The organism is Magnetovibrio sp. (assembly GCF_036568125.1).
Classification (GTDB): domain Bacteria; phylum Pseudomonadota; class Alphaproteobacteria; order Rhodospirillales; family Magnetovibrionaceae; genus Magnetovibrio.
In genome coordinates, this window is sequence record NZ_DATCTF010000015.1 from 245,145 (window position 1) to 267,514 (window position 22,370).

At 58.2% G+C, this 22,370-nt stretch carries 23 protein-coding genes and 1 riboswitch; of the genes, 4 read left to right on the top strand and 19 right to left on the bottom strand.

Going from position 1 to position 22,370, the window contains the following annotated elements:
- Positions 1-91: 91 nt before the first annotated feature.
- Positions 92-370 (bottom strand): hypothetical protein, encoded by a 279-nt coding sequence (locus VIN96_RS13850; RefSeq protein WP_331896886.1) that lies wholly within the window; start codon positions 368-370, stop codon positions 92-94.
- 28 nt (positions 371-398) lie between these two features.
- Entirely contained in the window at positions 399-1,634 is a 1,236-nt protein-coding gene (locus tag VIN96_RS13855) for an NnrS family protein (RefSeq protein ID WP_331896888.1), read from the bottom strand.
- Positions 1,635-1,799: 165 nt separating this feature from the next.
- Here VIN96_RS13855 and VIN96_RS13860 point away from each other — a divergent pair, with 165 nt between their 5' ends.
- Positions 1,800-2,954, top strand: coding sequence for an OmpA family protein (locus tag VIN96_RS13860; protein ID WP_331896889.1), 1,155 nt, complete (start codon positions 1,800-1,802; stop codon positions 2,952-2,954).
- 206 nt (positions 2,955-3,160) lie between these two features.
- Here the strand turns inward: VIN96_RS13860 and VIN96_RS13865 are convergent, their stop codons facing one another.
- The 17 genes from VIN96_RS13865 to urtA all read right to left on the bottom strand — a co-directional run bounded on the left by VIN96_RS13865 (position 3,161) and on the right by urtA (position 18,893).
- On the bottom strand, positions 3,161-4,120 hold the full coding sequence (locus VIN96_RS13865) for a glycosyltransferase family 2 protein (protein ID WP_331896890.1): 960 nt from the start codon (positions 4,118-4,120) through the stop codon (positions 3,161-3,163).
- 74 nt (positions 4,121-4,194) lie between these two features.
- Positions 4,195-4,581 carry a thioredoxin gene (gene trxA, locus VIN96_RS13870; RefSeq protein ID WP_331896891.1) on the bottom strand — a complete coding sequence of 129 codons (387 nt, stop codon included), beginning with the start codon at positions 4,579-4,581 and terminating at the stop codon, positions 4,195-4,197.
- A gap of 153 nt (positions 4,582-4,734) precedes the next feature.
- On the bottom strand, positions 4,735-7,044 hold the full coding sequence (locus tag VIN96_RS13875; RefSeq protein ID WP_331896893.1) for an ATP-binding protein: 2,310 nt from the start codon (positions 7,042-7,044) through the stop codon (positions 4,735-4,737).
- Between the two features lie 206 nt (positions 7,045-7,250).
- Positions 7,251-7,526: a hypothetical protein gene (locus VIN96_RS13880; protein WP_331896895.1), complete on the bottom strand. Its 276-nt coding sequence runs from the start codon at positions 7,524-7,526 to the stop codon at positions 7,251-7,253.
- A 109-nt stretch (positions 7,527-7,635) separates the two neighbouring features.
- Complete coding sequence (locus VIN96_RS13885; protein WP_331896896.1) at positions 7,636-8,004, bottom strand: hypothetical protein; 369 nt, start codon at positions 8,002-8,004, stop codon at positions 7,636-7,638.
- A gap of 165 nt (positions 8,005-8,169) precedes the next feature.
- Positions 8,170-8,817, bottom strand: coding sequence for an urease accessory protein UreG (gene ureG / locus VIN96_RS13890; protein ID WP_331896898.1), 648 nt, complete (start codon positions 8,815-8,817; stop codon positions 8,170-8,172).
- Entirely contained in the window at positions 8,814-9,521 is a 708-nt protein-coding gene (locus VIN96_RS13895; RefSeq protein WP_331896900.1) for an urease accessory protein UreF, read from the bottom strand. The genes ureG and VIN96_RS13895 overlap by 4 nt, the downstream gene beginning before the upstream one ends.
- The gene (locus tag VIN96_RS13900) at positions 9,493-9,996 is read right to left on the bottom strand and encodes an urease accessory protein UreE (RefSeq protein ID WP_331896901.1); all 504 of its coding nucleotides are present in this window, start codon (positions 9,994-9,996) and stop codon (positions 9,493-9,495) included. The genes VIN96_RS13895 and VIN96_RS13900 overlap by 29 nt, the downstream gene beginning before the upstream one ends.
- A 12-nt stretch (positions 9,997-10,008) precedes the next feature.
- A complete protein-coding gene (ureC, locus tag VIN96_RS13905; RefSeq protein WP_331896903.1) occupies positions 10,009-11,718 on the bottom strand; it encodes an urease subunit alpha in 1,710 nt (569 codons plus the stop codon).
- A 3-nt stretch (positions 11,719-11,721) separates the two neighbouring features.
- Entirely contained in the window at positions 11,722-12,033 is a 312-nt protein-coding gene (locus tag VIN96_RS13910; RefSeq protein WP_331896986.1) for an urease subunit beta, read from the bottom strand.
- Between the two features lie 24 nt (positions 12,034-12,057).
- On the bottom strand, positions 12,058-12,360 hold the full coding sequence (locus VIN96_RS13915) for an urease subunit gamma (protein ID WP_331896904.1): 303 nt from the start codon (positions 12,358-12,360) through the stop codon (positions 12,058-12,060).
- Positions 12,361-12,375: 15 nt separating this feature from the next.
- Positions 12,376-13,260 carry an urease accessory protein UreD gene (locus tag VIN96_RS13920; protein ID WP_331896905.1) on the bottom strand — a complete coding sequence of 295 codons (885 nt, stop codon included), beginning with the start codon at positions 13,258-13,260 and terminating at the stop codon, positions 12,376-12,378.
- The gene (gene urtE / locus VIN96_RS13925) at positions 13,235-13,930 is read right to left on the bottom strand and encodes an urea ABC transporter ATP-binding subunit UrtE (protein ID WP_331896906.1); all 696 of its coding nucleotides are present in this window, start codon (positions 13,928-13,930) and stop codon (positions 13,235-13,237) included. The genes VIN96_RS13920 and urtE overlap by 26 nt, the downstream gene beginning before the upstream one ends.
- 2 nt (positions 13,931-13,932) lie before the next feature.
- A complete protein-coding gene (gene urtD, locus VIN96_RS13930; RefSeq protein WP_331896908.1) occupies positions 13,933-14,688 on the bottom strand; it encodes an urea ABC transporter ATP-binding protein UrtD in 756 nt (251 codons plus the stop codon).
- Positions 14,685-15,848: an urea ABC transporter permease subunit UrtC gene (urtC, locus tag VIN96_RS13935; protein WP_331896910.1), complete on the bottom strand. Its 1,164-nt coding sequence runs from the start codon at positions 15,846-15,848 to the stop codon at positions 14,685-14,687. The genes urtD and urtC overlap by 4 nt, the downstream gene beginning before the upstream one ends.
- Positions 15,849-15,851: 3 nt before the next feature.
- Entirely contained in the window at positions 15,852-17,486 is a 1,635-nt protein-coding gene (gene urtB / locus VIN96_RS13940) for an urea ABC transporter permease subunit UrtB (protein WP_331896912.1), read from the bottom strand.
- A gap of 123 nt (positions 17,487-17,609) precedes the next feature.
- Positions 17,610-18,893, bottom strand: a complete 1,284-nt coding sequence (gene urtA, locus VIN96_RS13945; protein ID WP_331896914.1) for an urea ABC transporter substrate-binding protein — start codon at positions 18,891-18,893, stop codon at positions 17,610-17,612.
- A gap of 580 nt (positions 18,894-19,473) precedes the next feature.
- Positions 19,474-19,583: riboswitch (guanidine-I (ykkC/yxkD leader) on the top strand.
- A gap of 98 nt (positions 19,584-19,681) precedes the next feature.
- On the opposite strand from urtA, the gene VIN96_RS13950 reads away from it, so the two are divergent.
- Genes VIN96_RS13950 through VIN96_RS13960 form a run of 3 tightly spaced genes read left to right on the top strand, consistent with a single transcriptional unit; the run spans position 19,682 to position 22,366 of the window.
- On the top strand, positions 19,682-20,767 hold the full coding sequence (locus tag VIN96_RS13950) for a putative urea ABC transporter substrate-binding protein (protein WP_331896916.1): 1,086 nt from the start codon (positions 19,682-19,684) through the stop codon (positions 20,765-20,767).
- A 53-nt stretch (positions 20,768-20,820) separates the two neighbouring features.
- A complete protein-coding gene (locus VIN96_RS13955; protein WP_331896918.1) occupies positions 20,821-21,591 on the top strand; it encodes an ABC transporter permease in 771 nt (256 codons plus the stop codon).
- A gap of 1 nt (position 21,592) precedes the next feature.
- Entirely contained in the window at positions 21,593-22,366 is a 774-nt protein-coding gene (locus VIN96_RS13960; protein WP_331896920.1) for an ABC transporter ATP-binding protein, read from the top strand.
- Positions 22,367-22,370 lie beyond the last annotated feature (4 nt).

Consider the following 22,370-nt stretch of genomic DNA (forward strand, 5'->3'; position numbering starts at 1 on the left):
TGCGCTCTCCTGTCTTCGCCTCAGTGTCAGATCCACTGGCTTCAACAAACCTACACGCGCTCCATGTACGATTCATGACATGCCAATTCGGCTATTGCTCAGGAAAATCAGCCGTGCCCATGGCGGCCACCAATGCCAGCAGCTCTGCCAGTTGCGCGGACGAAATGGAATCGACCTTGTGGTAACCGTTCAAGCGTTCTTCATAAAACGCCTTGGTCCGTTTGACGGCATGATCGAACGACCAATCGCCGCGATCTTGTCGCGCGGTCCGGCATGCGATCAGTTGGCGATGGTCGCTGATCACCTCGGCGCGAAATTCTTCGAACCACGATTTGGGCCGGTCATTCGGCAGGGATCGGTAAAAGCTCATCTGTTCGAAACACCCTTCACCCCGCCCCTCATCCGGGACGGCCGTCGATACGCGGACGCATCAGGATCGGCGCATAGATGACGACAAACGCAGCAAACGCCACCGTCCACGCCACCCCGGACACCATCACCAACTCCACCGCATATTCCGGCCACACGGCTGCCGCCAAGCGTGTCACCGTTGCGACCGAGATCAGCACATAGGCCGCCACGATCATCGGCGCGGCCTTGATCACCCGGCCCGTATGGCCCAGAGAGGCACGCGTCATCACGCCCATGGTGAACGTGCCCACGGCGCCGATGGTCAGGGCGTGCAGGGCGTCAGGTGCCGCCAACAGGTCGAACCCGCTCAGCCCGCGCAACGCCAAGCCCACGATCAACCACACATAACCCAGATGCAGCACCCACAAAATCGGATTGGACAACGTGCGCCAGCCCTGCCACCCCGACAGGCGCGCCGCGTGCAGCGCCGCCACGAACAAGGTCACCCCGCCCGCCACCGGATGGTCCGGCGCCAATTGATTGATCACCAGCATACCCCACGTCGCATTCATCACCAGACGATCCAGTTGCGCGTTCTGACGCACTTTGATGTTGGGATCGCCGTGGCCCAAAAAGCTCGAGGTGAAACTCGGCGTCACCCGTCCCCCCATCACCGCAATCAGCACGATGATGGCGTCGAGCCCAAGGGTCAGTCCATGTGCGCCCCAGTCCACGCCCAACCCATCGAAACCGACAATGCCAAGGTGCGTCATCGCGTTGGCGGCGATCAACGCCACCAAGATCGGCACGAATACGAACTGGCGTCGATGTTGAGGGTCGAGCAAGGGCCGCAACACCAACGCCGTGAAACCGACCAAGAACAACATGTCGGCAACGATCACCAAGCTGTAGGGAAGATAGCCCTGGGCCCAAAACGCCACTCGACCAAGCAGCCATAAGGCGCTCAATGCGATCAAAATGTTGCCCTTGCGCGCCTTGACCTTGGTCCAGTTCGGCACCACGGTGAGAAAGAAACCCGCGATTGCCGCGGCGGTATAGCCAAACAGCATTTCGTGGCCGTGCCACAAATAAGGCGCCGCCAACAAATTCAAGTCGATATGGGCGCTATAAAGCCCGACCCATAGGGGCACGCTGACGACGCCAAACAGCCCCGCCAACAAAAAGAACGGGCGAAAGCCGTAATTGAACAGCGCAAAACTGGGTTGGATTTCAGGTTGTTCGGCAAACGGGTCTTCGATGCGTATGGTCGGGGTCGCGGACATCAGAGGAACACTCCACAATGAAACGTGCCGCATTGTGGCACACTGGCGCACGCCAATCACCCACCAACATGTAAGGTTATTTCCGCTTTGTGACTCTCGTCACTGCGACAAAGTGCGCATGCCGGTTATATCCTTGGGGAACGATGAACGTATTGGAAAAATCCTATGTTTAAGAGCTTCAAACCAACCTTTGCCGCGCTTTCAGCCGTTCTCATGCTCGGCGCGTGCGCCGATGCCGGCACGCCCAAGCCTACGACATCGACGACACCGGAGGAAATCGCCGCGTTCGGTGAAGCCATCGATCACTACAGAACCCTACTGGCCCAAAACCCCGATGAAATCGAGGCGGTCTTGGGGTTGGCGCGCAATCTGCGCTGGGCCGGACGTATCGACGAAGCCGCCGAGGTGTTAACCGCAGCCGTTCCCATGCTCGCCTCACAGCCCCGGTTCCTCGCCGAATTGGGTAAGGTGCGCTTGATCCAAGGCGACAGCGCCACCGGTGTTCAGCTGTTGCAGCGCGCCACCGTCAACGGCACCGACGACTGGCGCTTGTATTCGGCGCTCGGCATCGGCAACGACTATTTACAGCGCTACACCGAAGCTCAAGCGGCTTACAAAAAGGCCCTCGAAATGTGTCCCGACGATTCCGCCGTGATGAACAATCTCGGCGTTTCCCAAGGTTTGTCCGGGCATGTCGATCAAGCCATTTTCACATTCCAAGAGGCGCTCAGCCATGGCCGCCATACCGACAAAATCACGCGCAATCTCAAACTGTTTCAAAACGCCCGCGACTTGTGCGACAGCTGCTCGAGCGATTATCTCAGGCAGAGTGGCGGCATGATCCTGGCCGCGGGACTGATGGGGACTGACCGCGAAGGCCCCTGTGCCCCCGCCCCGCAATACACCGAAGCCGTAGCCCCTGTGATGGTGGAAAAGCTGGCGCCCGAGGCCCCCGCCCCGTCCATCAACATCAAGGTGTTTTTCGAATTCGACAGCGCCATCCTCAAGCCGGAAGCCATGGACGTGCTGGATAATCTGGGTGAAGCGCTGACCTATGGCGAATTAAACAACTATCGCTTCCAAATCGCCGGGCACACCGATGCGGTCGGCAGCGAAGGGTATAATCAGAAACTGTCCCAGCACCGCGCCAAGTCGGTTTTGGATTATCTGGTCACCACCTTCGGCATCGATCCCGCACGCGTGGACCCGGTTGGATACGGCGAAAGCCAACTGCTCGATCCCGAAAACCCCGAAGGCGATATCAATCGACGCGTTCAGGTCACGCGCCTTGAACGCATGGCGGAAACTCAAAAACCTTGAACACCATGGGGCCAAGCTGAACGCAACCTGAACAAGGGCTTCAGCTTTGTTTCAGGTCCAGCCTCTCATACTGAGGCTCAGACAGTCTGATCTATTTACAGAAGATCGTCAGTTCTGGGCCTCTTCCCCCCCTTTTCCCGCGGGTCTGGTTTTGACGACTGATGGCGCTGCCCTCAACAGGGGCAGCGCCATCTATTTTCGGCCTCTTATCGATTGGCTTTTTCGTCCACTCCATAGGCCCGCTTAACGATGTAAAGCGGGCGGCCTTTGGTCTCGCGGAAAATCCGGCCGATGTATTCGCCCAACACCCCAACCGATATCAACTGTACCCCACCGAAGAACAAGATCGCCACCATCAGCGAAGCATAGCCTGGCACGTCGATGCCATACACCCACACCCGCACGACCAAAAACAAGGCGTACGAAAGCGCTATCAGGGCCGTGGCGATGCCGATCCAGGTCCACAAACGCAGCGGTACGGTGCTGAACGAAAACAACCCGTCCAACGCGAACCGAAACAGTTTGAAATACGGCCATTGGCTTTCGCCCGCCTGGCGTTCGGGACGGTCATAGGGCACGCCGATCTGTTTGAAACCGACCCAGGCAAAGATCCCCTTCATGAAACGCGAATGTTCCGGCAGAGTTGTCAACGCCTCGACCACTGCGCGGTCCATAAGCCGGAAATCTCCCGCATCGGGCGGCAGCTTGGTATCGCTCAGTTTGTTGAACAGGGCATAGAACGCCTTGGCCGTGGTGCGCTTGAGCCAACTGTCATGATCGCGGGAGCGGCGCGCGCCATAAACTACCTCATAGCCGTCTTGCCACTTGGCGATCAAATCAGGAATCAATTCGGGTGGATCTTGCAGGTCTGCGTCCATGACCACCACTGCGCTGCCGCAAGCGTGATCGATACCCGCCGTCAGCGCGGCCTCTTTGCCGAAGCCTCGTGACAGTTCGAGAATACGTACGGATGGAAATTGCTGTTGTTGCGCAAGCAACCGCGCTTGGGTGTCGTCGTCGCTGCCGTCGTTGACGCAGACGATTTCGTACGCTTTGCCCGTGGCGTTCAAGACCGCTATCAATCGGGCGAACAACGCACCCACCATGGGCCCTTCGTTGCGCATGGGGATAACGACAGATAGTTCGACGGTCTTATTCGTGCTCATGACGCTAAGCTAGCGCGCTTTGCGCCGCCGCGTCCAGACACGCTGAAAGTGGCGGCGCAATCAGAGCGGTCGGCTTAGTCGTCGCCGTTCAGTTCGGCCTGAGCCTGGGCTTCGGCGATCTTCTTGCGTACGTCGTCCATGTCCAGCGCTTTGAGCTGTTTGATCAGTTCTTCCAACGCTTCTTGCGGCAACGCGCCGGGTTGAGCGAACACCAAGACTTGCTCACGAAAGGCCGCAACCGTCGGAATGGACTGAATGCCAAATTGCGCGGCGACAACTTGCTCGGCTTCGGTGTCACACTTGGCAAAGGTGACGTCGGCATGCTTTTCGGAAGTCGCCTCGAAGATCGGCCCAAACATTTTGCACGGTCCGCACCATTCAGCCCAAAAATCGATCAACACAATGTCATTGTTCTCGATGGTGCTTTCGAGATTATCGGCGGTCAACGCAATGGTGGCCATATCCATTTCCTTACAATATCACGAGGCCTTGCCAGCACGGCCTAATGCGCACGCCGGCTCCGCCCTTAATTAAGATTTTCCGAATATAATGCCCTGTGGGCACAATTACCACCCCCCAGGGTACTCTGAGACCGCTAATCAGTCATTGCGGACCTAATGCGATTTTTTGGACTCGTGAGCTGCGCCGATGGCGCTTTCATAGGCCATGCGCCCCGGCGGGAAATGGGCGCTGACTTCAGATCCCTTTCCAACCTCGCTTTCGATCACCAGCTTGCCGCCGTGCAGCTCGATGAAGGTTCGCGACAGGTGCAAGCCCAGGCCTGTGCCTTCATATTGACGCGCCAAGGAACTGTCGACCTGTCCGAAGGGGCTGAGCACCTTGGGGATGTCCTCTTTGGCGATCCCGATGCCGGTATCTTTAACGGCCAAAATCATCCCGCCACGCCCATCCAGGCGCGCTGAGACCGTTACATGGCCGCCACGAGGCGTAAACTTGACGGAATTGGACAACAGGTTGATCAACACTTGCTTAATGCGCCGTTCATCACCGAACAAATTCGGCAAATTCTCATCAATGTTGCAATCGATCCGAATGCTGTTTTGTTTTGCACGTTCATTGACCAGACGTAGACACGCTTCGGCGACGGACTTAATGCTGACTTCCTCTTCATGCATTTCGAATTTCCCCGCCTCAATGGCGGATACGTCGAGGATGTCATTGATCAGGCTCAATAGGTGCTCACCGGACGTTTTGATATGTTCCGCATAATCCAGATAGGTGACCGCGCCGATTTTACCGAACATCTCGTGCTTGATGATGTCGGAAAAACCAATAATGGCATTTAACGGCGTGCGCAGTTCATGGGACATATTGGCCAGAAATTCCGATTTCGCACGGCTGGCCATTTCTGCACTTTCCTTAGCCACGACCAAGTCACGTGTACGTTCGCGTACGCGCACCTCCAGCACGTCATGAGCCGCCTTCAGGGTTTCCTCTTCCCGTTTGCGTGTGGTGATGTCTTGGGCCACCAACATCAATCGATCTTCGCCATCGAAAGCGATCACTTCGCCATTGATCAGGAAATCGCGAATTTCACCTGATCTAGTCCTAAACTTGACTTCAAAGGCATTGACGCGACCATGTTCGGATATTTCCGCAACCACCCGTGCCCGGTCCTGAATGTCCGCCCACACGCCTAACTCTATGGCAGTCTTGCCAATGACTTCCTCACGTTTGTAACCCAGCGTCTCAAGCCACATTTCGTTCACATCGTGGTGAATGCCGGTATTGATACCGGAAATGGCCACCAATGCCGGGCTGGCGCGAAACGCCAAGGAGAACTGCTGCTCGGATCGTGCGCGGTCTTGCTCGGACAATATCCAGTCGGTGACGTTGTTTCCGGTACCTCTATAGCCCTTAAAAATGCCATCCGCATCAAATACAGGCACGCCGTTGACGCGAATGTAGGTGAGTTTCGGCGCCCCATCCAAGGCATAGATAAAATCACGAAATGGTCGCCGTGCTTGTAAATCGGCGAGATGGGCATCCCATTTCGCCTGGTCGGTCTCCAGCCCCTTGTTCAAGATGCTGTCACGGGTTTTGCCGATGAGGTTTTCGATCTTCACCCCAAGTATTTCTTCGACGCGATTGCTGTAATAGGTGAATTTGTGATTCTCGTCGGTTTCCCACAACCACTCAGAGGCCGCGTCCAAAAAGCTCTGTAGACGTTCTTCACTGTCCCGCAACGCCGCTTCGACTTGGCGGCGCTCTTCGATCTCCATCTGTTTTTCGGCATATTGCTTTTTCAAAATGCGGTCGGCCCGCAGCACAACAGCGTACAGCACTAAAAACAGAACTCCGAACAACACGCCCAACAACATCACCAGTTCCATGGTCACGGCACGGATACGTGTGACGGTCGAAGTCACGTCTGAATACACTTCCAATACGCCTATGACATGTCCGTCTTCGCGGATCGGGACATAACTGGCGACCAGGTCGCGATCTTCGATCAGTCCTTCGAAAGCATTGAACTGGGAACGGAACACCAGGTCGCTGGCAACGTCGCCACCCAGCGCGCGTTGAAATCCGGAATTGGCGGCCTTGTCATCCCCCAATTGAGAAAGATCGGAGGAATAAACGGTCAAACCGTTGAGCGGATAGAGTTTGATTTTCAGAACGTCCAGTCCGCTTGTCGCCTTATGGAAATAAGCGTCAATATTTTCATATTGAGGACTGGCGGCCAGCTGGTTAGGCGGCACGGTTTGCGCATGATCGAGAAAACGCTCGAGGTCCGCGCCCAGCGTGTTGGCGAGTGAGCGCGCCAGCGATGTGTTGCTGAGTTCCGTCTCCACAACCATTTCGGCCATCATTTTGCCGTGCAAGACGTAAATCAAGATGGCGCTGCAACACACGATGACCACGGCGCTGGCGAGCGAAAAATTACGGACCAAACGATACATGACGTAAGCGCTATAGCCGGATCACACCGGCCCTCCGTTGAAACCGCAGACGCACCGCGCAAATTGGTTATCCAATTCATGCTGGCCGAGGATCACGTTGCCGCAAACATTCCCGAAACGCCACGTGGCGTAACGTTTTTAGAACCGTTTGAGAAGTACGACAAAGCTTGTAAACAATAGCACAGCGGCCCCGACACGCAACGACCTTACCGCTGATTCGGGTCCGGTTTTTCTATGCTGCGCTTTCTCCGCAGTTCACGCGGCAACGGGCCGCCGGGCACCGCCAACGTGTACTCGCCGTGCTGGTCCATAAACTGGGTGAGAAACACCACCGGATCGACGCATTCCATGCAGCCTTTCCATTCATCCCACCAGTTGCGGTCAGTCTTGGAACGCACGGTGAGCACCAACGCGTCGCCGCCACATTTGGGACAGGGGCCCGGTTGAGTGTAAGCCCCTTGAGGAATGTCGAATTCAGCCATTTTCCATCCTTATTCGTATGCGTTGGAATATGGGATCAGAATCAAATAATGCAAAAAGAAACCCCGCTCACCACGGAGCGGGGTTTGCAAAGATCGTGGCTCAGACAACCTATTGAGCGGCTTTTTTTGCGGGTGCCGGCGTCGTCGCAGCCGGGGATTGTGGCTGCGCAACGTACGGATACGCATACGGCGCGTAACCGTAGCCATAACCGTAAGCCGGATAGCCGTAACCGTAGCCGCCGTAAGGATACCCATACCCACCATAAGGATAGTAACCACCATAGGGATAGTAGCCACCGTAAGGATAGCCATAACCACCCCACGGACCACCGCCCCACGGGCCGCCACCCCACGGGCCATCGTCCCAGTTGTTGCCCCAGTTCCATGGCCAAGACCATGCCTGGGCGTCGCTGGGAACCGCGAACAGAGCAAAAGCGGCGATAAGTGTTGAAGCGAGAAATACAGATAGTTTCTTCATGTTCAAACTCCCTCCCTTGTCGGCATCTCTCCAAGACGTCCGACAGTCGGTCTCAACGCGGGCGCGGACCATCCACCCCCACAAGTCAAACATTAGAATATATTAATATAAAGCCCCTATTGAGGGCAATATAAAGGTATCGCACCCCTAATGCGTTATTCGCACTTACGCACTTGCGTTCGCATAGGCCCGCGTCTCAAGGCCGCCCGCCTCGATGATGAAGTCGATGATCTGGTCCACACCGTCACCCTTTTGCACATTGGCGAACACGAACGGACGCTCGCCGCGCATCTTTTTGGCGTCGCGGTCCATAACCTCCAACGACGCCCCGACCAGCGGCGCCAGCTCGATCTTGTTAATCACCAACAGATCCGATCGGGTGATGCCTGGTCCACCCTTACGGGGGATCTTGTCACCCGCGCACACGTCGATGACATAGATGGTGATGTCGGCGAGTTCTGGCGAGAATGTGGCGGATAGGTTATCGCCGCCCGATTCAACGAACACCACTTCCAGGCCCGGAAATTTTGTCGCCATGTCGCGCACGGCGGCCAAGTTCATCGAGGCATCCTCGCGGATGGCGGTGTGTGGACAGCCACCGGTTTCCACCCCCGCGATACGTTCAGCATCCAACGCACCCTCGCGGGTCAGGAACTCGGCATCTTCGCGGGTATAGATGTCATTGGTGATAGCGGCGATGTCGTAGGTATCGCGGATTTTTTTACACAATGTTTTGAGCAACGCCGTCTTGCCCGATCCCACCGGTCCGCCGATACCAACGCGCAAGGGGTTGCTGGGTGATGTTTGGGTCATGATCTGAACAACCTCGAATATTGAGTTTCGTGTTTCATGGACAACCAGTCCACCATGAACGCCGCCGATCCGGTGTCGTCGGGATCGCGTTCCAAAGCGTTGGCTAAGGCGCGTTCGATAATCGGTTCCATGGCGGCGATGATTTTCTGCCCGTCGCTTTGGCCCAGCGGCACCAGACGGACGATGGCGCTGGCTATGTTGGCGCCGAAGGCATGAAGATACGCGCCCAGCGCCGCCTGCAAGCCGACGCCGGCGAACGCCGCCGCCGCCGCGACGGAGGTGGCGTAAGACGGCGAGACATCTGCCGCCTTAAGCGCCTTGCAAAATTCGCCGAGTCGTTCATCCGCCCATGCGCCCTGCACCGCGTCTAAGAATGCTTGGCCTTGGGCACGCGATTCCAAGCCCAACTCCGCCGTGCCTTTGAGCGCATCTGCCCACGACGCCATATTGACGAACTTGTCTGCGTTGTTTTCTTCCGCCGCCAGATACGCACCGACGAACAGATCCGCATCGACGCGGCCCGTACCGAATTCGACCACGAACGCAATCCAGTCCAGCGCGGTTTCGCGGTTGGTGATACGCCCACTTTCCACGCCGGCTTCCGCGCCGTGGCTGTAGGCGTAAGCCCCAACGGGAAACGATGGCGATAGCCATGCCAACAGGCGCAACAAACCACTATCCGTGATGGGAATGGGTGTGGCCATGAGCCGCTCCTTCGTTCTCATCGGCATGGCTGGAACCGTGACCGTCGTAGGCCCCCGGTTCGGGCACGAACGGGGCTTTCTTACGTTCCAGCGTCGCTCCCAGACCTTCCAGCATATGCGATAAAACGTGATCGTATTGAATGCGCAAATGACCGCTGGCCAACACCTCGACGGGGGTGTGGCGGTTGCCGATGTGCCATGCCAAACGTGCGCTGTGCTGGGTATCCGTGCCCGCCACATCCAAGACGTCTTCCAGTGCCGCGCGCACCAACAACACACCGCCGCCGTCCAGTACCAAGCCATCGCCGTCTTCGAAGCGGGTCGCTTGGGCCAGGTCCAGCAAGAACGCTTCCCCCGCGTCGTCATGCAAGCGCACCCGACGGCGAAAGCGATCTTCGAAACTGAGCGTAACCGTGCCTTTGACGTCTTGCGGCGTCCACTCGTTCTCGGTGATCACACGGATGGCGCGGCGCATGTTCAAGGCTCCTCAGAACAAGAAATAGCGCTGCGCCATCGGCAGCACGTCGGCGGGCTCGCACGTCAGCAACTCGCCGTCGGCGCGAACCTCGTAGGTTTCGGCATCGACCTCGATGTGCGGCGTGTAGTTGTTCAGCACCATGTCGGCCTTTTTCACCGTGCGGCATCCTTCCACCGCCACCATCGCTTTGTCGACGCCGTAGACGTTGTCGATTTCTTCCGACAGCGCCAACTGGCTGACGAAGGTCACCGAGGTCTCGATCCGTGCGCGGCCCAGGGCGCCGAACATCGGACGGTAATGCACCGGCTGCGGTGTCGGGATCGACGCGTTGGGATCGCCCATCGCCGCCGCGGCAATGGCGCCGCCCTTGACGATCACGTCCGGTTTGACGCCGAAGAACGCCGGCTTCCACAACACCAGATCGGCCATCTTGCCCACCGCGATGGAGCCCACATGATTGGCGATGCCGTGAGTGAGCGCCGGGTTGATGGTATATTTGGCGATGTAGCGTTTAACGCGGAAGTTGTCGTTATTCCCGGTCTCTTCGGGCAACCGTCCGCGCTGGCGTTTCATCTTGTCGGCCGTCTGCCAAGTGCGGATGACGACTTCGCCGACCCGGCCCATGGCTTGGGAATCAGACGCGATCATCGACATCGCGCCCAAGTCGTGAAGGATGTCTTCCGCCGCGATGGTTTCCTTGCGGATGCGGCTTTCGGCGAACGCCACGTCTTCGGGAATGCGCGAGTCCAGATGATGGCAGACCATCAACATGTCGAGATGTTCGTCGATGGTGTTGACGGTGTAAGGCCGCGTCGGGTTGGTCGACGATGGCAACACGTTTTGCTCGCCGCACACCTTGATAATGTCGGGTGCATGACCGCCACCCGCGCCTTCGGTGTGGAAGGCGTGAATGGTACGGCCCTTGAATGCGGCGATGGTGTTTTCGACAAAGCCGCTTTCATTGAGCGTATCGGTGTGGATCGCGACGCCGATGTCGGTGTCTTCAGCAACGCTCAAGCAAGTGTCGATGGCGCTGGGCGTGGTGCCCCAGTCTTCGTGCAGCTTCAATCCGCACGCCCCGGCACGCACCTGTTCCAACAGCGCTTCGGGGCGGGACGCGTTGCCCTTGCCGAAAAACGCCAAGTTCATCGGCAGACCTTCGGCCGCCTGGATCATTTTTTCGATGTGCCATGGACCGGGCGTACAGGTGGTCGCGTTGGTGCCTTCCGCCGGGCCGGTGCCGCCGCCCAACATGGTGGTGACGCCGGAATAGAGCGCGTCTTCGACCTGCTGCGGGCAGATCCAGTGGATGTGCGCGTCGATGCCGCCGGGCGTCACGATGCGCCCTTCGCCCGCGATCACCTCGGTGCCGGGACCGACGATGATGTCGACGTTCGGCTGGGTGTCGGGATTGCCGCCCTTGCCGATGGCGGTGATGCGCCCACCCTTGATGCCGATGTCGGCCTTGATGATGCCCCAATGATCGACGATCAACGCGTTGGTGATGATGGTGTCCACCGCGCCTTGTGCGCGCGACACCTGGGATTGGCCCATGCCGTCGCGGATGACCTTGCCGCCGCCGAATTTGACCTCTTCGCCGTAAGTGGTGCGGTCTTCTTCGACCTCGATGAACAGTTCGGTATCGGCCAAGCGCACTTTGTCGCCCACCGTCGGGCCGAACATGGAGGCATAGGACGTGCGATCGATTGTATAAGCCATGTCTTAGCCCTCCAGTTTGCCGTCGACTTTTGCGTTGAACCCGATGGCGACGCGATCACCCGACAGCGCCACCAATTGCACGTCGCGGGTCTGGCCCGGTTCGAACCGCACCGCGGTGCCCGCCGGAATGTCGAGGCGAAAGCCGCGCGCGGCTTCACGCTCAAACGACAGCGCTTCGTTGGTTTCATAAAAATGATAGTGACTGCCAACCTGCACCGGACGGTCGCCGGTATTGGCGACGCTCAGCGTCACGGTTTCAAGATCGGCATTCAAAACGATGTCGCCAGACGCTGTGATGATTTCTCCCGGAATCATTTTGGGGGTCATGGTTTCATCTCCTCAACGAATGGGTTCGTGAACGGTGACCAGCTTGGTGCCGTCGGGAAACGTCGCTTCGACTTGGATGTCGTGGATCATTTCCGCGATGCCGTCCATCACTTGGTCGCGGCTGAGCACCGTGGCGCCGTCGCGCATCAACTGGGCCACCGACTTTCCATCGCGCGCACCCTCGACCACGAAATCGGTGATCAGCGCGATCGCTTCGGGGTGGTTTAATTTGACGCCACGCGCCAAACGTTTGCGCGCCACCTCGGCCGCCATGGCGACCAGCAGCTTATCTTTTTCACGGGGTGTCAGTTTCACCGCACAACCTCTCTGTTAGACATGCCAAAGCCGGGGCATCTTGCCCGGCAGGTTTCGTGTGTGGGCGCGAAACGCGGCCCAGAAATCACCAAAAGCGGCGCGCATGCGCTGGGCATCGTCGGCCAGCCATCGCACCACCAAAACACCGTTGACCACGGTTGCGCCGTTGCGCAAACCTTCGTCGCCTTCACCCAACAAGGTGCGCGCCCATTCCAGACGTTCCACCGCCAGAGGACCAACATGGACGAACGTCGCCACCGCGCGCGCGCCGTCGAAACCCGCCGGGTGGTCCAATTTAGCGGCAATGTCGCCATCCAGATGCAGCGCATCCGCCCATACCCGCTTGCCGTCTTGGCGCACATCCCAGACGTCGCGGATCAGACCCGTGTTCACCCGTTCACCCATGGCTGTGCGGCCGAACACCAGCATCTCCGCCCCGCAAAATTCTCCTCCGCGCGCCACATCGACGGACGTCGTGCGGCGCAGGCGCGATTGATCGAAGACAATGGTTTCTTGCGGCAGCCATTCCAGATAACCGCCCCCACCGACGTTCAGGTCGGCGTTGAAGTGCGTGTCCGGTCCTTTGGATCGATATACCTTTTCCGCCGCTTGGCCCATCACTTGAACGGCGGCGCCGGTATCGACCGTGACCCCCACATCCAGGCGATCCCCTCCTACAAGGCCGCCCGAAGTCGTCACCAGCACCGCCGAGGTCAATTCATCAGCCGGCAAGGTCGGGAACAAAACCCGAAACGGCGAGGTCTGGTACAGGTCCTTCAGCCGCGCCTTGCCGCCTCCTACGTCGCCAAAACGCAATTCGACGCGTCCGTGCATGCCCTCGACAGACACATCGGACAGAACTGCTGATACCGTTTTAGACGGTGAGGTGGCGACGAACATCTTCTTCCACCATATCGGCCTTGGTCCCGGCCAAAATCACTTCGCCACGATCCATGACGCAGAACGCGTCGGCCAGATCGCGCGCAAATTCGAAATATTGTTCGACCAGCAGCACCGCCATGTCGCCGCGCGACGCCAGCAAGCGGATCACGCGTTCAATGTCTTTGATGATGGACGGCTGGATGCCCTCGGTCGGCTCGTCCAACACCAACAGGCGCGGACGCGTGACCAAGGCGCGGGCGATGGCCAACTGCTGTTGTTGACCACCGGACAAATCGCCGCCGCGGCGATGCAACATGTCTTTGAGCACCGGAAACAGATCGAAAATTTCGTCTTGGATATGGCGCAGCGTGCGCGGCACGGCGGCAAAGCCGGTGCGCAGGTTTTCTTCGACGCTCATCAACGGAAAAATTTCCCGCCCTTGAGGCACGAAAGCGATGCCGCGTCGGGCGCGTTCGTGAGGGCTCAGCTTAATGATGTCTTCGCCTTCCCACATCACCTTGCCCGCACTTGCGGCCTGCTGGCCGACGATGGCGCGCATCAACGAGGTCTTGCCCACGCCGTTGCGGCCCATGACGCAGGTCACTTGACCGATTTCAGCGTTCAAGTCCACGCCGCGCAACGCTTGGGATGCACCGTAATGCAAATCGATACCTTGTACGTTCAACATGATCAGCGCCCCAAATAGACTTCGATGACTTGTTCGTTGGCCTGCACCGTTTCCAGCGATCCTTCGGCCAGGACCGAGCCTTCGTGCAGCACATTAACACGACAATCGAGAGATTTGACGAATTCCATGTCGTGTTCGACCACGACCACGGACCGGGTCTTGGCGATCTCTTTCAAAAGCACCGCCGTGGCTTCGGTTTCCGCATCGGTCATGCCGGCGACCGGTTCGTCCACCAACAACAAATCGGGGTCTTGCATCAACAGCATGCCGATTTCCAACCACTGCTTTTGACCGTGCGACAAGGACCCGGCCTCCATGTGACGGACTTCGGATAAGTTGGTGGTGCTGAGAACTTCGTTGATGCGTTCAAGCTGATCCGTTTTCAAGCGGAAGAACAGGCTGTCTTGCGGGCGGCGATTGCCCTTCAGCGCCAGTTCCAGATTGTCGAACACCGTGTGGCGTTCGAACACCGTCGGTTTTTGAAACTTGCGGCCAATGCCAAGATTGGCGATCGCCGCTTCGTCCAGCTGGGTCAAATCGACGCCGCCGTTGAAAATCACGTCGCCGGTGTCGGGGCGCGTCTTGCCGGTGATAACGTCCATCATGGTGGTCTTGCCCGCGCCGTTGGGGCCGATGATGGCACGTAGTTCGCCTTCGTTGACATAGAGGCTCAGTTCATTAAGTGCCTTGAAGCCGTCGAAGCTGACCGAAACGCCATCGAGGTACAAGATCGTGTCGTGCCTGTTTTGCGTGCTCATCGTCCGTCTCCTCCCTCGACATAATCATAAGGCCTGAGGAACTTCGCCAGCCTGAGGCGTTGGGTTTCGAACGCCGCAATGATGGCTTCGGTGCCGACAATGCCCTTGGGCAAAAACAGCGTGGAAACGATAAACAGGCCGCCCAGCATGAACAGCCACACTTCCGGCAGCGCCCCGGTGAAGTAGCTTTTTGCATAGTTCACCGCCAACGCGCCGATGATCGGGCCGACCAGCGTGCCGCGTCCGCCCAGTGCCACCCAGATCACGATCTCGATGGAGTTGGCGGGCGAGAATTCGGACGGGTTGATGATGCCCACTTGCGGCACATACAGCGCCCCCGCGACACCGGCCAAAACGGCGGACACGGTGAAGACGAACAGCTTGTAGTATTCGACCCGATAACCCAAAAACCGCGCCCGGCTCTCAGCGTCGCGAATGGCGATGATCACTCGCCCCAATCGGGAATCGACGATAAAGCGGCAGATCAGATAACCCGCAACCACCGCCATCGCGGACAAGAAAAACAACGTCGCGCGCATGCCGTCGGAGCGCAGATCGAAACCCAGCACGTCCTTGAAATCGGTCAGACCGTTGTTGCCGCCGAAACCCATGTCGTTGCGGAAAAACGCCAGCAACAAAGCGTAGGTCATCGCCTGGGTGATGATGGACAGATACACCCCGGTGACGCGCGAGCGGAACGCGAACCAGCCGAACACGAACGCCAACAAGCCCGGCGCCAACACCACCATCAGCATGGCGAAACCGAAGTTATCGAAACCGTACCAGTACCACGGCAATTCCTGCCAATTGAGAAACACCATGAAGTCCGGCAGCTCCGCATTGCCGTACACGCCGCGATCGCCGATTTGACGCATCATGTGCATGCCCATGGCGTAGCCGCCGAGCGCGAAGAACGCGCCGTGGCCGAGGCTGAGAATTCCGCAGTATCCCCACACCAGATCGACGCTGAGCGCCAAAAGCGCATAGGTCAGGTATTTACCAAGCAACGTCACCACATAGCTTGGCACGTGCATGGCGCTGTCCGGCGACACCATCATGTTGAGCGCCGGGACCGCGAATGCGGCAACGACCAACGTGCCCAACACGGTGACCGCCATACGGTCGTGGAGAATGCGCATGAGAAGAGGTTGGTGCGTCATGGCTCAGGACTCCACCGCACGGCCCTTGAGGGCGAACAACCCACGAGGACGTTTTTGGATGAACAAGATGATGCCGACCAGAACCAAGATCTTGCCGAGCACGGCGCCCGCGTACGGTTCCAGGAACTTGTTGACGATGCCGAGCGAGAACGCGCCCACCAAAGTGCCCCACAAGTTGCCGACGCCGCCGAACACCACCACCATGAAGCTGTCGATGATGTAAGTCTGCCCGAGGTTCGGCGATACATTGTCGATCTGGCTGAGCGCCACGCCCGCCATCCCTGCGATGCCCGAACCCAACGCGAAGGTCAACGCATCGACCCAGCCGGAGCGAATACCCATGGAGCTGGCCATGGCGCGGTTCTGCGTCACCGCGCGCATCTGAAGCCCGAACAGCGTCTTGCGCGCGATCAGGCCCAACAGCAGCAACACACCCAAAGCAAAGACGATGATCCAGATGCGATTGTAAGTCAGCACCAAGCCGGTCGAGGTTTCGATCGCGCCGGACATCCAGCTGGGGTTGCCGACTTCCTGATTGGTGGGACCGAAAATGGAACGAATCAATTGCTGCAAAATCAAGCTCAAGCCCCAGGTCGCCAGCAGCGTTTCCAGGGGGCGCCCATAGAGCCAACGAATGATGCCCCGTTCGATGGCGATGCCGACCGCACCGGTAACCAAAAACGCCGCCGGCACCGCGACGGCCAACGACCAGTCAAACGCGCCAGGGAAATAGGCGCGAAACACTTCCTGCACCATGAACGTGGTGTAAGCCCCCAACATGACCATTTCGCCGTGCGCCATGTTGATCACACCCATCACACCAAAGGTGATGGCAAGCCCCACGGCGGCCAGCAACAGCACCGAGCCCAGCGACACGCCTTGGAACAAATTGCCCAAGAACGCCCATGCGGCGAGGCTGCTTTCAACCGAATCCTGGGCATCCTTTGCGGCCGCGAGCAGCACCGGATCGGTCGCATTGGCGACCATTTTGCCCAGCAGTGCGGCGACTTCCGGATCGGTGAAATCTTCCAAGGTTTTCGCGGCTTGAAGTCGCGCGTCGATGTCATCGCCGTATTCGAGAACGATGGCCGCCTGAGCCCGGATCATACGGTCCTTCACCCCCGCGTCTTCTTCACGCGCCAATGCTTTTTCCAATACAGGCAGCATGCTGGGGTCGTTGGCCTTGAATACTTCATCGGCGGCTTTGAGGCGTTTGTCGACGTTTGCGCTCATCAACGTCAAGGCGCCGAGCACGCCTTTCAACTGACCGCGCAGCTTGTTGTTGATGGGGATCTTCTTGGCTTCGGATTTTTGCGCCTCTCCGGCTTCCTTACCGGTGGCCGGATCGGTGAGCACGTAGACGCTGCCGGATTGTTCCGTGATGAACACCCGCTCATCGGCTTTGCGATAAAACAGTTTACCGTTCAAGAACGCGCTCAAAACCGCTGCCGCGCGCTCGTCGCCGGTGGCGACCAAGGCATCGATGGCTTTGGCTTTGGCTGAGTTGCTTTTGGCGTTGAGCGCTTGCACCGCATCCGTAAATTCGTCTGCGTGTGCCGACGGAACCGATGACAAACCCAGACCCAATATCAAGGTCAACAGCATCAGCCAACGCGCTTTAAACTTGCTCGGATACATCTGTTCCCCACATTGCCCGTACAAATTAAAAAACGATCGGTCTTTAGAAAAGAGAGCCGGAGCGAGGTCGGCGGACCGAACCCGCCCCGGCTTGAAGTTTATGAGACAGAGAGTCGTAGAGTGTTACTTCGCCGCGTAGACCGGCTTTTCACAGTTGCCGCAGACCCAAGGGAAGGTCCAATCGGCGGTCAGTTTGGCGCTTTCGGGCAAGAAGTCGGACCAGGCATCGCCTTTGACTTCACCGTCGGTCTTCCAAACAATATCGAACTGACCATCACCCTGGATTTCGCCGATCAGAACCGGCTTGGACAGGTGGTGGTTGGTGTTCATAACGGCCATGCCGCCGGTCAGGTTCGGAACCTTCTGGCCGTACATGGCTTGACGCACGGCATCGACGTCTGCGGTGCCGGCTTGTTCAACGGCCTGGGTCCACATCTTGAAGCCGATGTAGGTTGCTTCCATCGGATCGTTGGTGACGCGCTTGTCGTCCTTGATGAAGGTCTTCCAGGTCTTGATGAATTCGGCGTTTACCGGCGCATCGACGCTCATGAAGTAGTTCCAGGCAGCCAAGTGACCGACCAGCGGCTTGGTGTCCAGACCGGCGAGTTCTTCTTCACCGACCGAGAACGCCACCACGGGGATGTCTTCGGCTTTGATGCCCTGGTTGCCCAGTTCTTTGTAAAACGGCACGTTGGCGTCGCCGTTGATGGTGGAAACCACAGCCGTCTTTTTACCGGCGGAGGCGAATTTCTTCACGTCGGCGACGATGGTCTGCCAATCGGAGTGACCGAACGGCGTGTAGTTTTCCATGATGTCGGCGTCCATGATGCCTTTGGAATGCAGGTAGGAACGCAGGATTTTGTTGGTCGTGCGCGGGTAGACGTAGTCGGTACCCAACAGAACGATGCGTTCGGCTTTGCCGCCGTCTTCGCTGAGCAGGTAATCCACTGCCGGGATCGCTTGCTGGTTCGGCGCGGCGCCGGTGTAGAACACGTTGCGCGAGCTTTCTTCACCTTCGTACTGAACCGGGTAGAACAGCATACCGTTGAGTTCTTCGATCACCGGCAGAACCGATTTGCGCGAAACCGAGGTCCAGCAGCCGAAGATCACATCGACGTTTTCTTTTTCGATCAGTTCGCGGGTCTTTTCAGCAAACAGGGGCCAGTTCGATGCCGGATCGACGACCACGGCTTCGAGTTTCTTGCCCAACAGGCCACCCTTTTTGTTCTGCTCGTCAATCATCATCAAGACCGTGTCTTTCAACGTGGTCTCGGAAATCGCCATGGTCCCGGACAGGGAATGCAGAACACCAACTTTAATGGTGTCGGCGGCCTGTGCGGCGGTGGCGGACATCACCGAAATGGCGATTGCGCCGGCGCCAGCCAGGGCTTTCATGGTTTTCTTCATTGAATCACTCCTCCAATAGGGAAACTGCATTGTTGCACCGTCCCCCTAAAGGCAAGAAGCGGGCCAAATTGTAACAAAGCCGCCAAATTGATATTTTTACGTTTAATTTCAGATGACTAACAAATTTATTCGACTCACTCCACGAACCCAATTGCCCGACCTACCCGCCCACAACTGCACGCGGATTAATCACAGCCTGCATTTATCGAATGTTTTGAATGGACTAGAAGTGTTGACGCGGCGAGGTGTCGAGCCCATGCTCCAGACACGGGATGATGGAGTCACTCCACCGCCCGAGAGGCGTTGTTGCACCGAACAAGCCTCGGCCCCCGCAGGCGAAAACCTGCGGGGGCTCTTCGATTCCAGCCCAGTTTGGGCGCCTAACCGCGGGTCTTTTCACCACCAAGGCGCAAACAACCTTTCTTCGATCTCACACCCCACCTTCCATACGCCCATCTCTTGAGCATATTTTTTAATCATCCATTAATTTGCTGATTATTTTTTATGCAAAAATGGACGCTTTGAAAATTCACATTCAATAATATCAATGGATTATGCGTTGGCACGGGACCTGCAAGACTGGGGGTGCATCTAGGGTTCCGGCTCCTGCCATATGGGGGCGTCTGGTCCGAGGGATGCAATCCGCTCTCATATCCAGCGGACACACGGCGGGACAAAAGCCCGGGAGAACGCCAGCCGCGAAGGTGATATTCGCGGGGTAACGTTTCTCTTGGCTGTACCCCGCCCTCTCCTTCCTTGTTGGTTTTCGATAACGCAAGGAGAACAACATGACGTTTCCCAAGAACAAAGCACTCAGCCTCTTCGTCGGCGCACTGGCTCTTATTTCAGCGGGCACGGCGTCGCTCAACGACGCGCTGGCCGCGGAAAAAACCTCGTTCAAGGTTGCCTGGTCGATTTACGTCGGCTGGATGCCGTGGGGCTATGCTTCCGACCACGGCATCGTGAAAAAGTGGGCCGACAAGTACGGCATCGACATCGAGGTCGTGCAGATCAACGACTACATCGAATCCATCAACCAATACACCGCGGGCGAATACGACGCTTGCGTGATGACCAACATGGACGCCCTAACCATTCCTGCGGCGGGCGGCGTGGACAGCACCGCACTGATCCTCGGCGATTTCTCCAACGGCAACGACGCGGTGATCTTGAAGGGCAAAGACAAGCTCGCCGACATCAAGGGGCAAAACGTCAACTTGGTCGAACTGTCGGTCTCGCACTATCTACTGGCGCGCGGTCTGGAAAGTGTTGGCATGGCGGAAAAGGACGTCAAGGTCGTCAACACCTCGGACGCCGACATGGTCGCCGCTTACGCCACCGACGACGTCACCGCGGTGACCACCTGGAACCCGTTGGTCGCGGAAATCACCGCCATGCCCGGCGCGAACAAGGTGTTCGACAGCAGCCAGATTCCCGGTGAAATCATCGACATGCTGGTCGCCAACACCTCCATGGTGAAAGACAACCCCAAATTCGCCAAAGCCCTGGTCGGCGCATGGTTCGAAACCATGGCGTTGATGAGCCAAGACGACGCCGCAGGTAAAGCCGCCCGCGAAGCCATGGGCAAAGCATCCGGCACCGATCTGGCGGGCTACGAAATGCAGCTCGACAGCACCAAGATGTTCTACATGGCCAAGGACTCTTTAGCGTTCGCCAAAAGCGCGGACCTGCCCGCGACCATGGACAAGGTCGCCAAGTTCTCCTTCGACCATGGCCTGTTGGGTGATGGCGCGGCGGACGCGGGCTTCATCGGCATGGCGTTCCCGGGCGGTAAAACGCTGGGCGACACCGCCAACATCAAGCTGCGTTTCGACGACGCTTATGTCGGCATGGCGGCCGCAGGCGCGCTCTGATGCATCACCGTCGGCTCATAAACCGACACCCCGGTCGGGCAAGCGCGGCATGGTTGGCCGCGCTGCCCTTCGTGCTGGTGGCGGCGGCATACTTGATCGGTTCGGATATTCGTCTTGAGGCGAACCCAAGCGACAAGTTGCTGCCGTCTCTCGGCACCATCGCCGACACCATTTATCGTCTGGCGTTCACCCCCGATAAACGATCCGGCGCATATCTGTTTTGGGACGACACCTGGGCGAGTCTCTTGCGCTTAGGCCTGGGTATGTTCGTCGCCACCTTGGGCGGGCTCGCCATAGGCATTGCGGCGGGCTTGGTTCCTTATGCGCGCGCGGCGCTATCGCCGTTCATAGCGGTGCTGTCGATGATTCCGCCACTGGCGGTGCTGCCGATCCTGTTCATCGTCTTCGGCCTTGGCGAAGGTGCGAAAGTCGTTCTCATCGTGTTTGGCGTGATGCCGTTTTTCATGCGCGACATCCAACTGTGGGTGCAAAGCCTGCCCGGAGAGCAATTGATCAAGGCGCAAACCCTGGGCGCCAGTTCGTGGCAGGTGGCATTACGCGTGGTGCTGCCGCAAACCATGCCGCGTCTGATCGACAGCGTGCGCCTGTCGCTCGGTCCCGCGTGGCTGTTTTTGATTGCCGCCGAGGCCATCGCTTCGACCGAAGGCCTCGGCTATCGCATCTTCTTGGTGCGCCGCTACATGTCCATGGATGTGATCTTGCCGTACGTGGTGTGGATCACCCTGCTGGCCTTCGTCATGGATTTTGTCTTGAGCTGGATCAGCCGCAAGGCGTTCCCCTGGGCAAAACTGGGAGGCCACTGAGATGACGAAAATTTCAGTCGTCAACCTGTGGAAGGAATACCCCGGTCAAATCGTGCTGGAACGGGTCAACCTCGACCTCAAGGAAAAGACCTTTTGTTCCATCGTCGGCGCGTCTGGCTGCGGCAAGAGTACCTTTTTGCGCATCTTGCTGGGCCAGGAAGCGCAGACGCGCGGATCGATCACCATCGACGGCGCACCGCTGCCCGACGATCCGGGGCCGGATCGCGGCATCGTGTTTCAGCGCTATTCGGTGTTTCCCCATTTGACCGCCGCACAAAACGTCGCCTTCGGTTTGGAGACCGAACGCGCACCGTTCTTGGGCCGCTTGTTCGGCGCGCCCCGCAAGGCCGCGTTGGACGAGGCGCGCACGTATCTGGAAGCCGTCGGCCTCGACCACGCGGCGGACAAATACCCCGCAGAACTTTCCGGCGGCATGCAACAGCGCCTCGCCATCGCCCAGGCGCTGGTGAAGAAACCGAAGGTGTTGTTGCTCGATGAGCCGTTCGGCGCGCTAGATCCCGGCATCCGCGCCGACATGCACGACCTGATCACCAAGCTGTGGAACGACAACGACATGACCGTGTTCATGGTCACCCACGATTTGGAAGAAGGCTTCAAGTTGGGTACGCGCCTGTTGGTGTTCGACAAGGTGCGCATCGATCCCGACGAACCCGGCGCGTACGGCGCCACCATCACCTACGACCTTCCGCTCGCAAGCAAAACCAAAGCCGAGCTGAAAGACATTCAAAACCTCGACCGCAAAAAGAAGGACTAACACC

What these genes read in the sequence shown, in the direction of transcription:
- VIN96_RS13850 (WP_331896886.1), bottom strand. Translation starts at nt 370, where the DNA reads ATGAGCTTTTACCGATCCCTGCCGAATGACCGGCCCAAATCGTGGTTC.
- VIN96_RS13855 (WP_331896888.1), bottom strand. Translation starts at nt 1,634, where the DNA reads ATGTCCGCGACCCCGACCATACGCATCGAAGACCCGTTTGCCGAACAA.
- VIN96_RS13860 (WP_331896889.1), top strand. Translation starts at nt 1,800, where the DNA reads ATGTTTAAGAGCTTCAAACCAACCTTTGCCGCGCTTTCAGCCGTTCTC.
- VIN96_RS13865 (WP_331896890.1), bottom strand. Translation starts at nt 4,120, where the DNA reads ATGAGCACGAATAAGACCGTCGAACTATCTGTCGTTATCCCCATGCGC.
- trxA (WP_331896891.1), bottom strand. Translation starts at nt 4,581, where the DNA reads ATGGCCACCATTGCGTTGACCGCCGATAATCTCGAAAGCACCATCGAG.
- VIN96_RS13875 (WP_331896893.1), bottom strand. Translation starts at nt 7,044, where the DNA reads ATGTATCGTTTGGTCCGTAATTTTTCGCTCGCCAGCGCCGTGGTCATC.
- VIN96_RS13880 (WP_331896895.1), bottom strand. Translation starts at nt 7,526, where the DNA reads ATGGCTGAATTCGACATTCCTCAAGGGGCTTACACTCAACCGGGCCCC.
- VIN96_RS13885 (WP_331896896.1), bottom strand. Translation starts at nt 8,004, where the DNA reads ATGAAGAAACTATCTGTATTTCTCGCTTCAACACTTATCGCCGCTTTT.
- ureG (WP_331896898.1), bottom strand. Translation starts at nt 8,817, where the DNA reads ATGACCCAAACATCACCCAGCAACCCCTTGCGCGTTGGTATCGGCGGA.
- VIN96_RS13895 (WP_331896900.1), bottom strand. Translation starts at nt 9,521, where the DNA reads ATGGCCACACCCATTCCCATCACGGATAGTGGTTTGTTGCGCCTGTTG.
- VIN96_RS13900 (WP_331896901.1), bottom strand. Translation starts at nt 9,996, where the DNA reads ATGCGCCGCGCCATCCGTGTGATCACCGAGAACGAGTGGACGCCGCAA.
- ureC (WP_331896903.1), bottom strand. Translation starts at nt 11,718, where the DNA reads ATGGCTTATACAATCGATCGCACGTCCTATGCCTCCATGTTCGGCCCG.
- VIN96_RS13910 (WP_331896986.1), bottom strand. Translation starts at nt 12,033, where the DNA reads ATGATTCCGGGAGAAATCATCACAGCGTCTGGCGACATCGTTTTGAAT.
- VIN96_RS13920 (WP_331896905.1), bottom strand. Translation starts at nt 13,260, where the DNA reads ATGTTCGTCGCCACCTCACCGTCTAAAACGGTATCAGCAGTTCTGTCC.
- urtE (WP_331896906.1), bottom strand. Translation starts at nt 13,930, where the DNA reads ATGTTGAACGTACAAGGTATCGATTTGCATTACGGTGCATCCCAAGCG.
- urtD (WP_331896908.1), bottom strand. Translation starts at nt 14,688, where the DNA reads ATGAGCACGCAAAACAGGCACGACACGATCTTGTACCTCGATGGCGTT.
- urtC (WP_331896910.1), bottom strand. Translation starts at nt 15,848, where the DNA reads ATGACGCACCAACCTCTTCTCATGCGCATTCTCCACGACCGTATGGCG.
- urtB (WP_331896912.1), bottom strand. Translation starts at nt 17,486, where the DNA reads ATGTATCCGAGCAAGTTTAAAGCGCGTTGGCTGATGCTGTTGACCTTG.
- urtA (WP_331896914.1), bottom strand. Translation starts at nt 18,893, where the DNA reads ATGAAGAAAACCATGAAAGCCCTGGCTGGCGCCGGCGCAATCGCCATT.
- VIN96_RS13950 (WP_331896916.1), top strand. Translation starts at nt 19,682, where the DNA reads ATGACGTTTCCCAAGAACAAAGCACTCAGCCTCTTCGTCGGCGCACTG.
- VIN96_RS13960 (WP_331896920.1), top strand. Translation starts at nt 21,593, where the DNA reads ATGACGAAAATTTCAGTCGTCAACCTGTGGAAGGAATACCCCGGTCAA.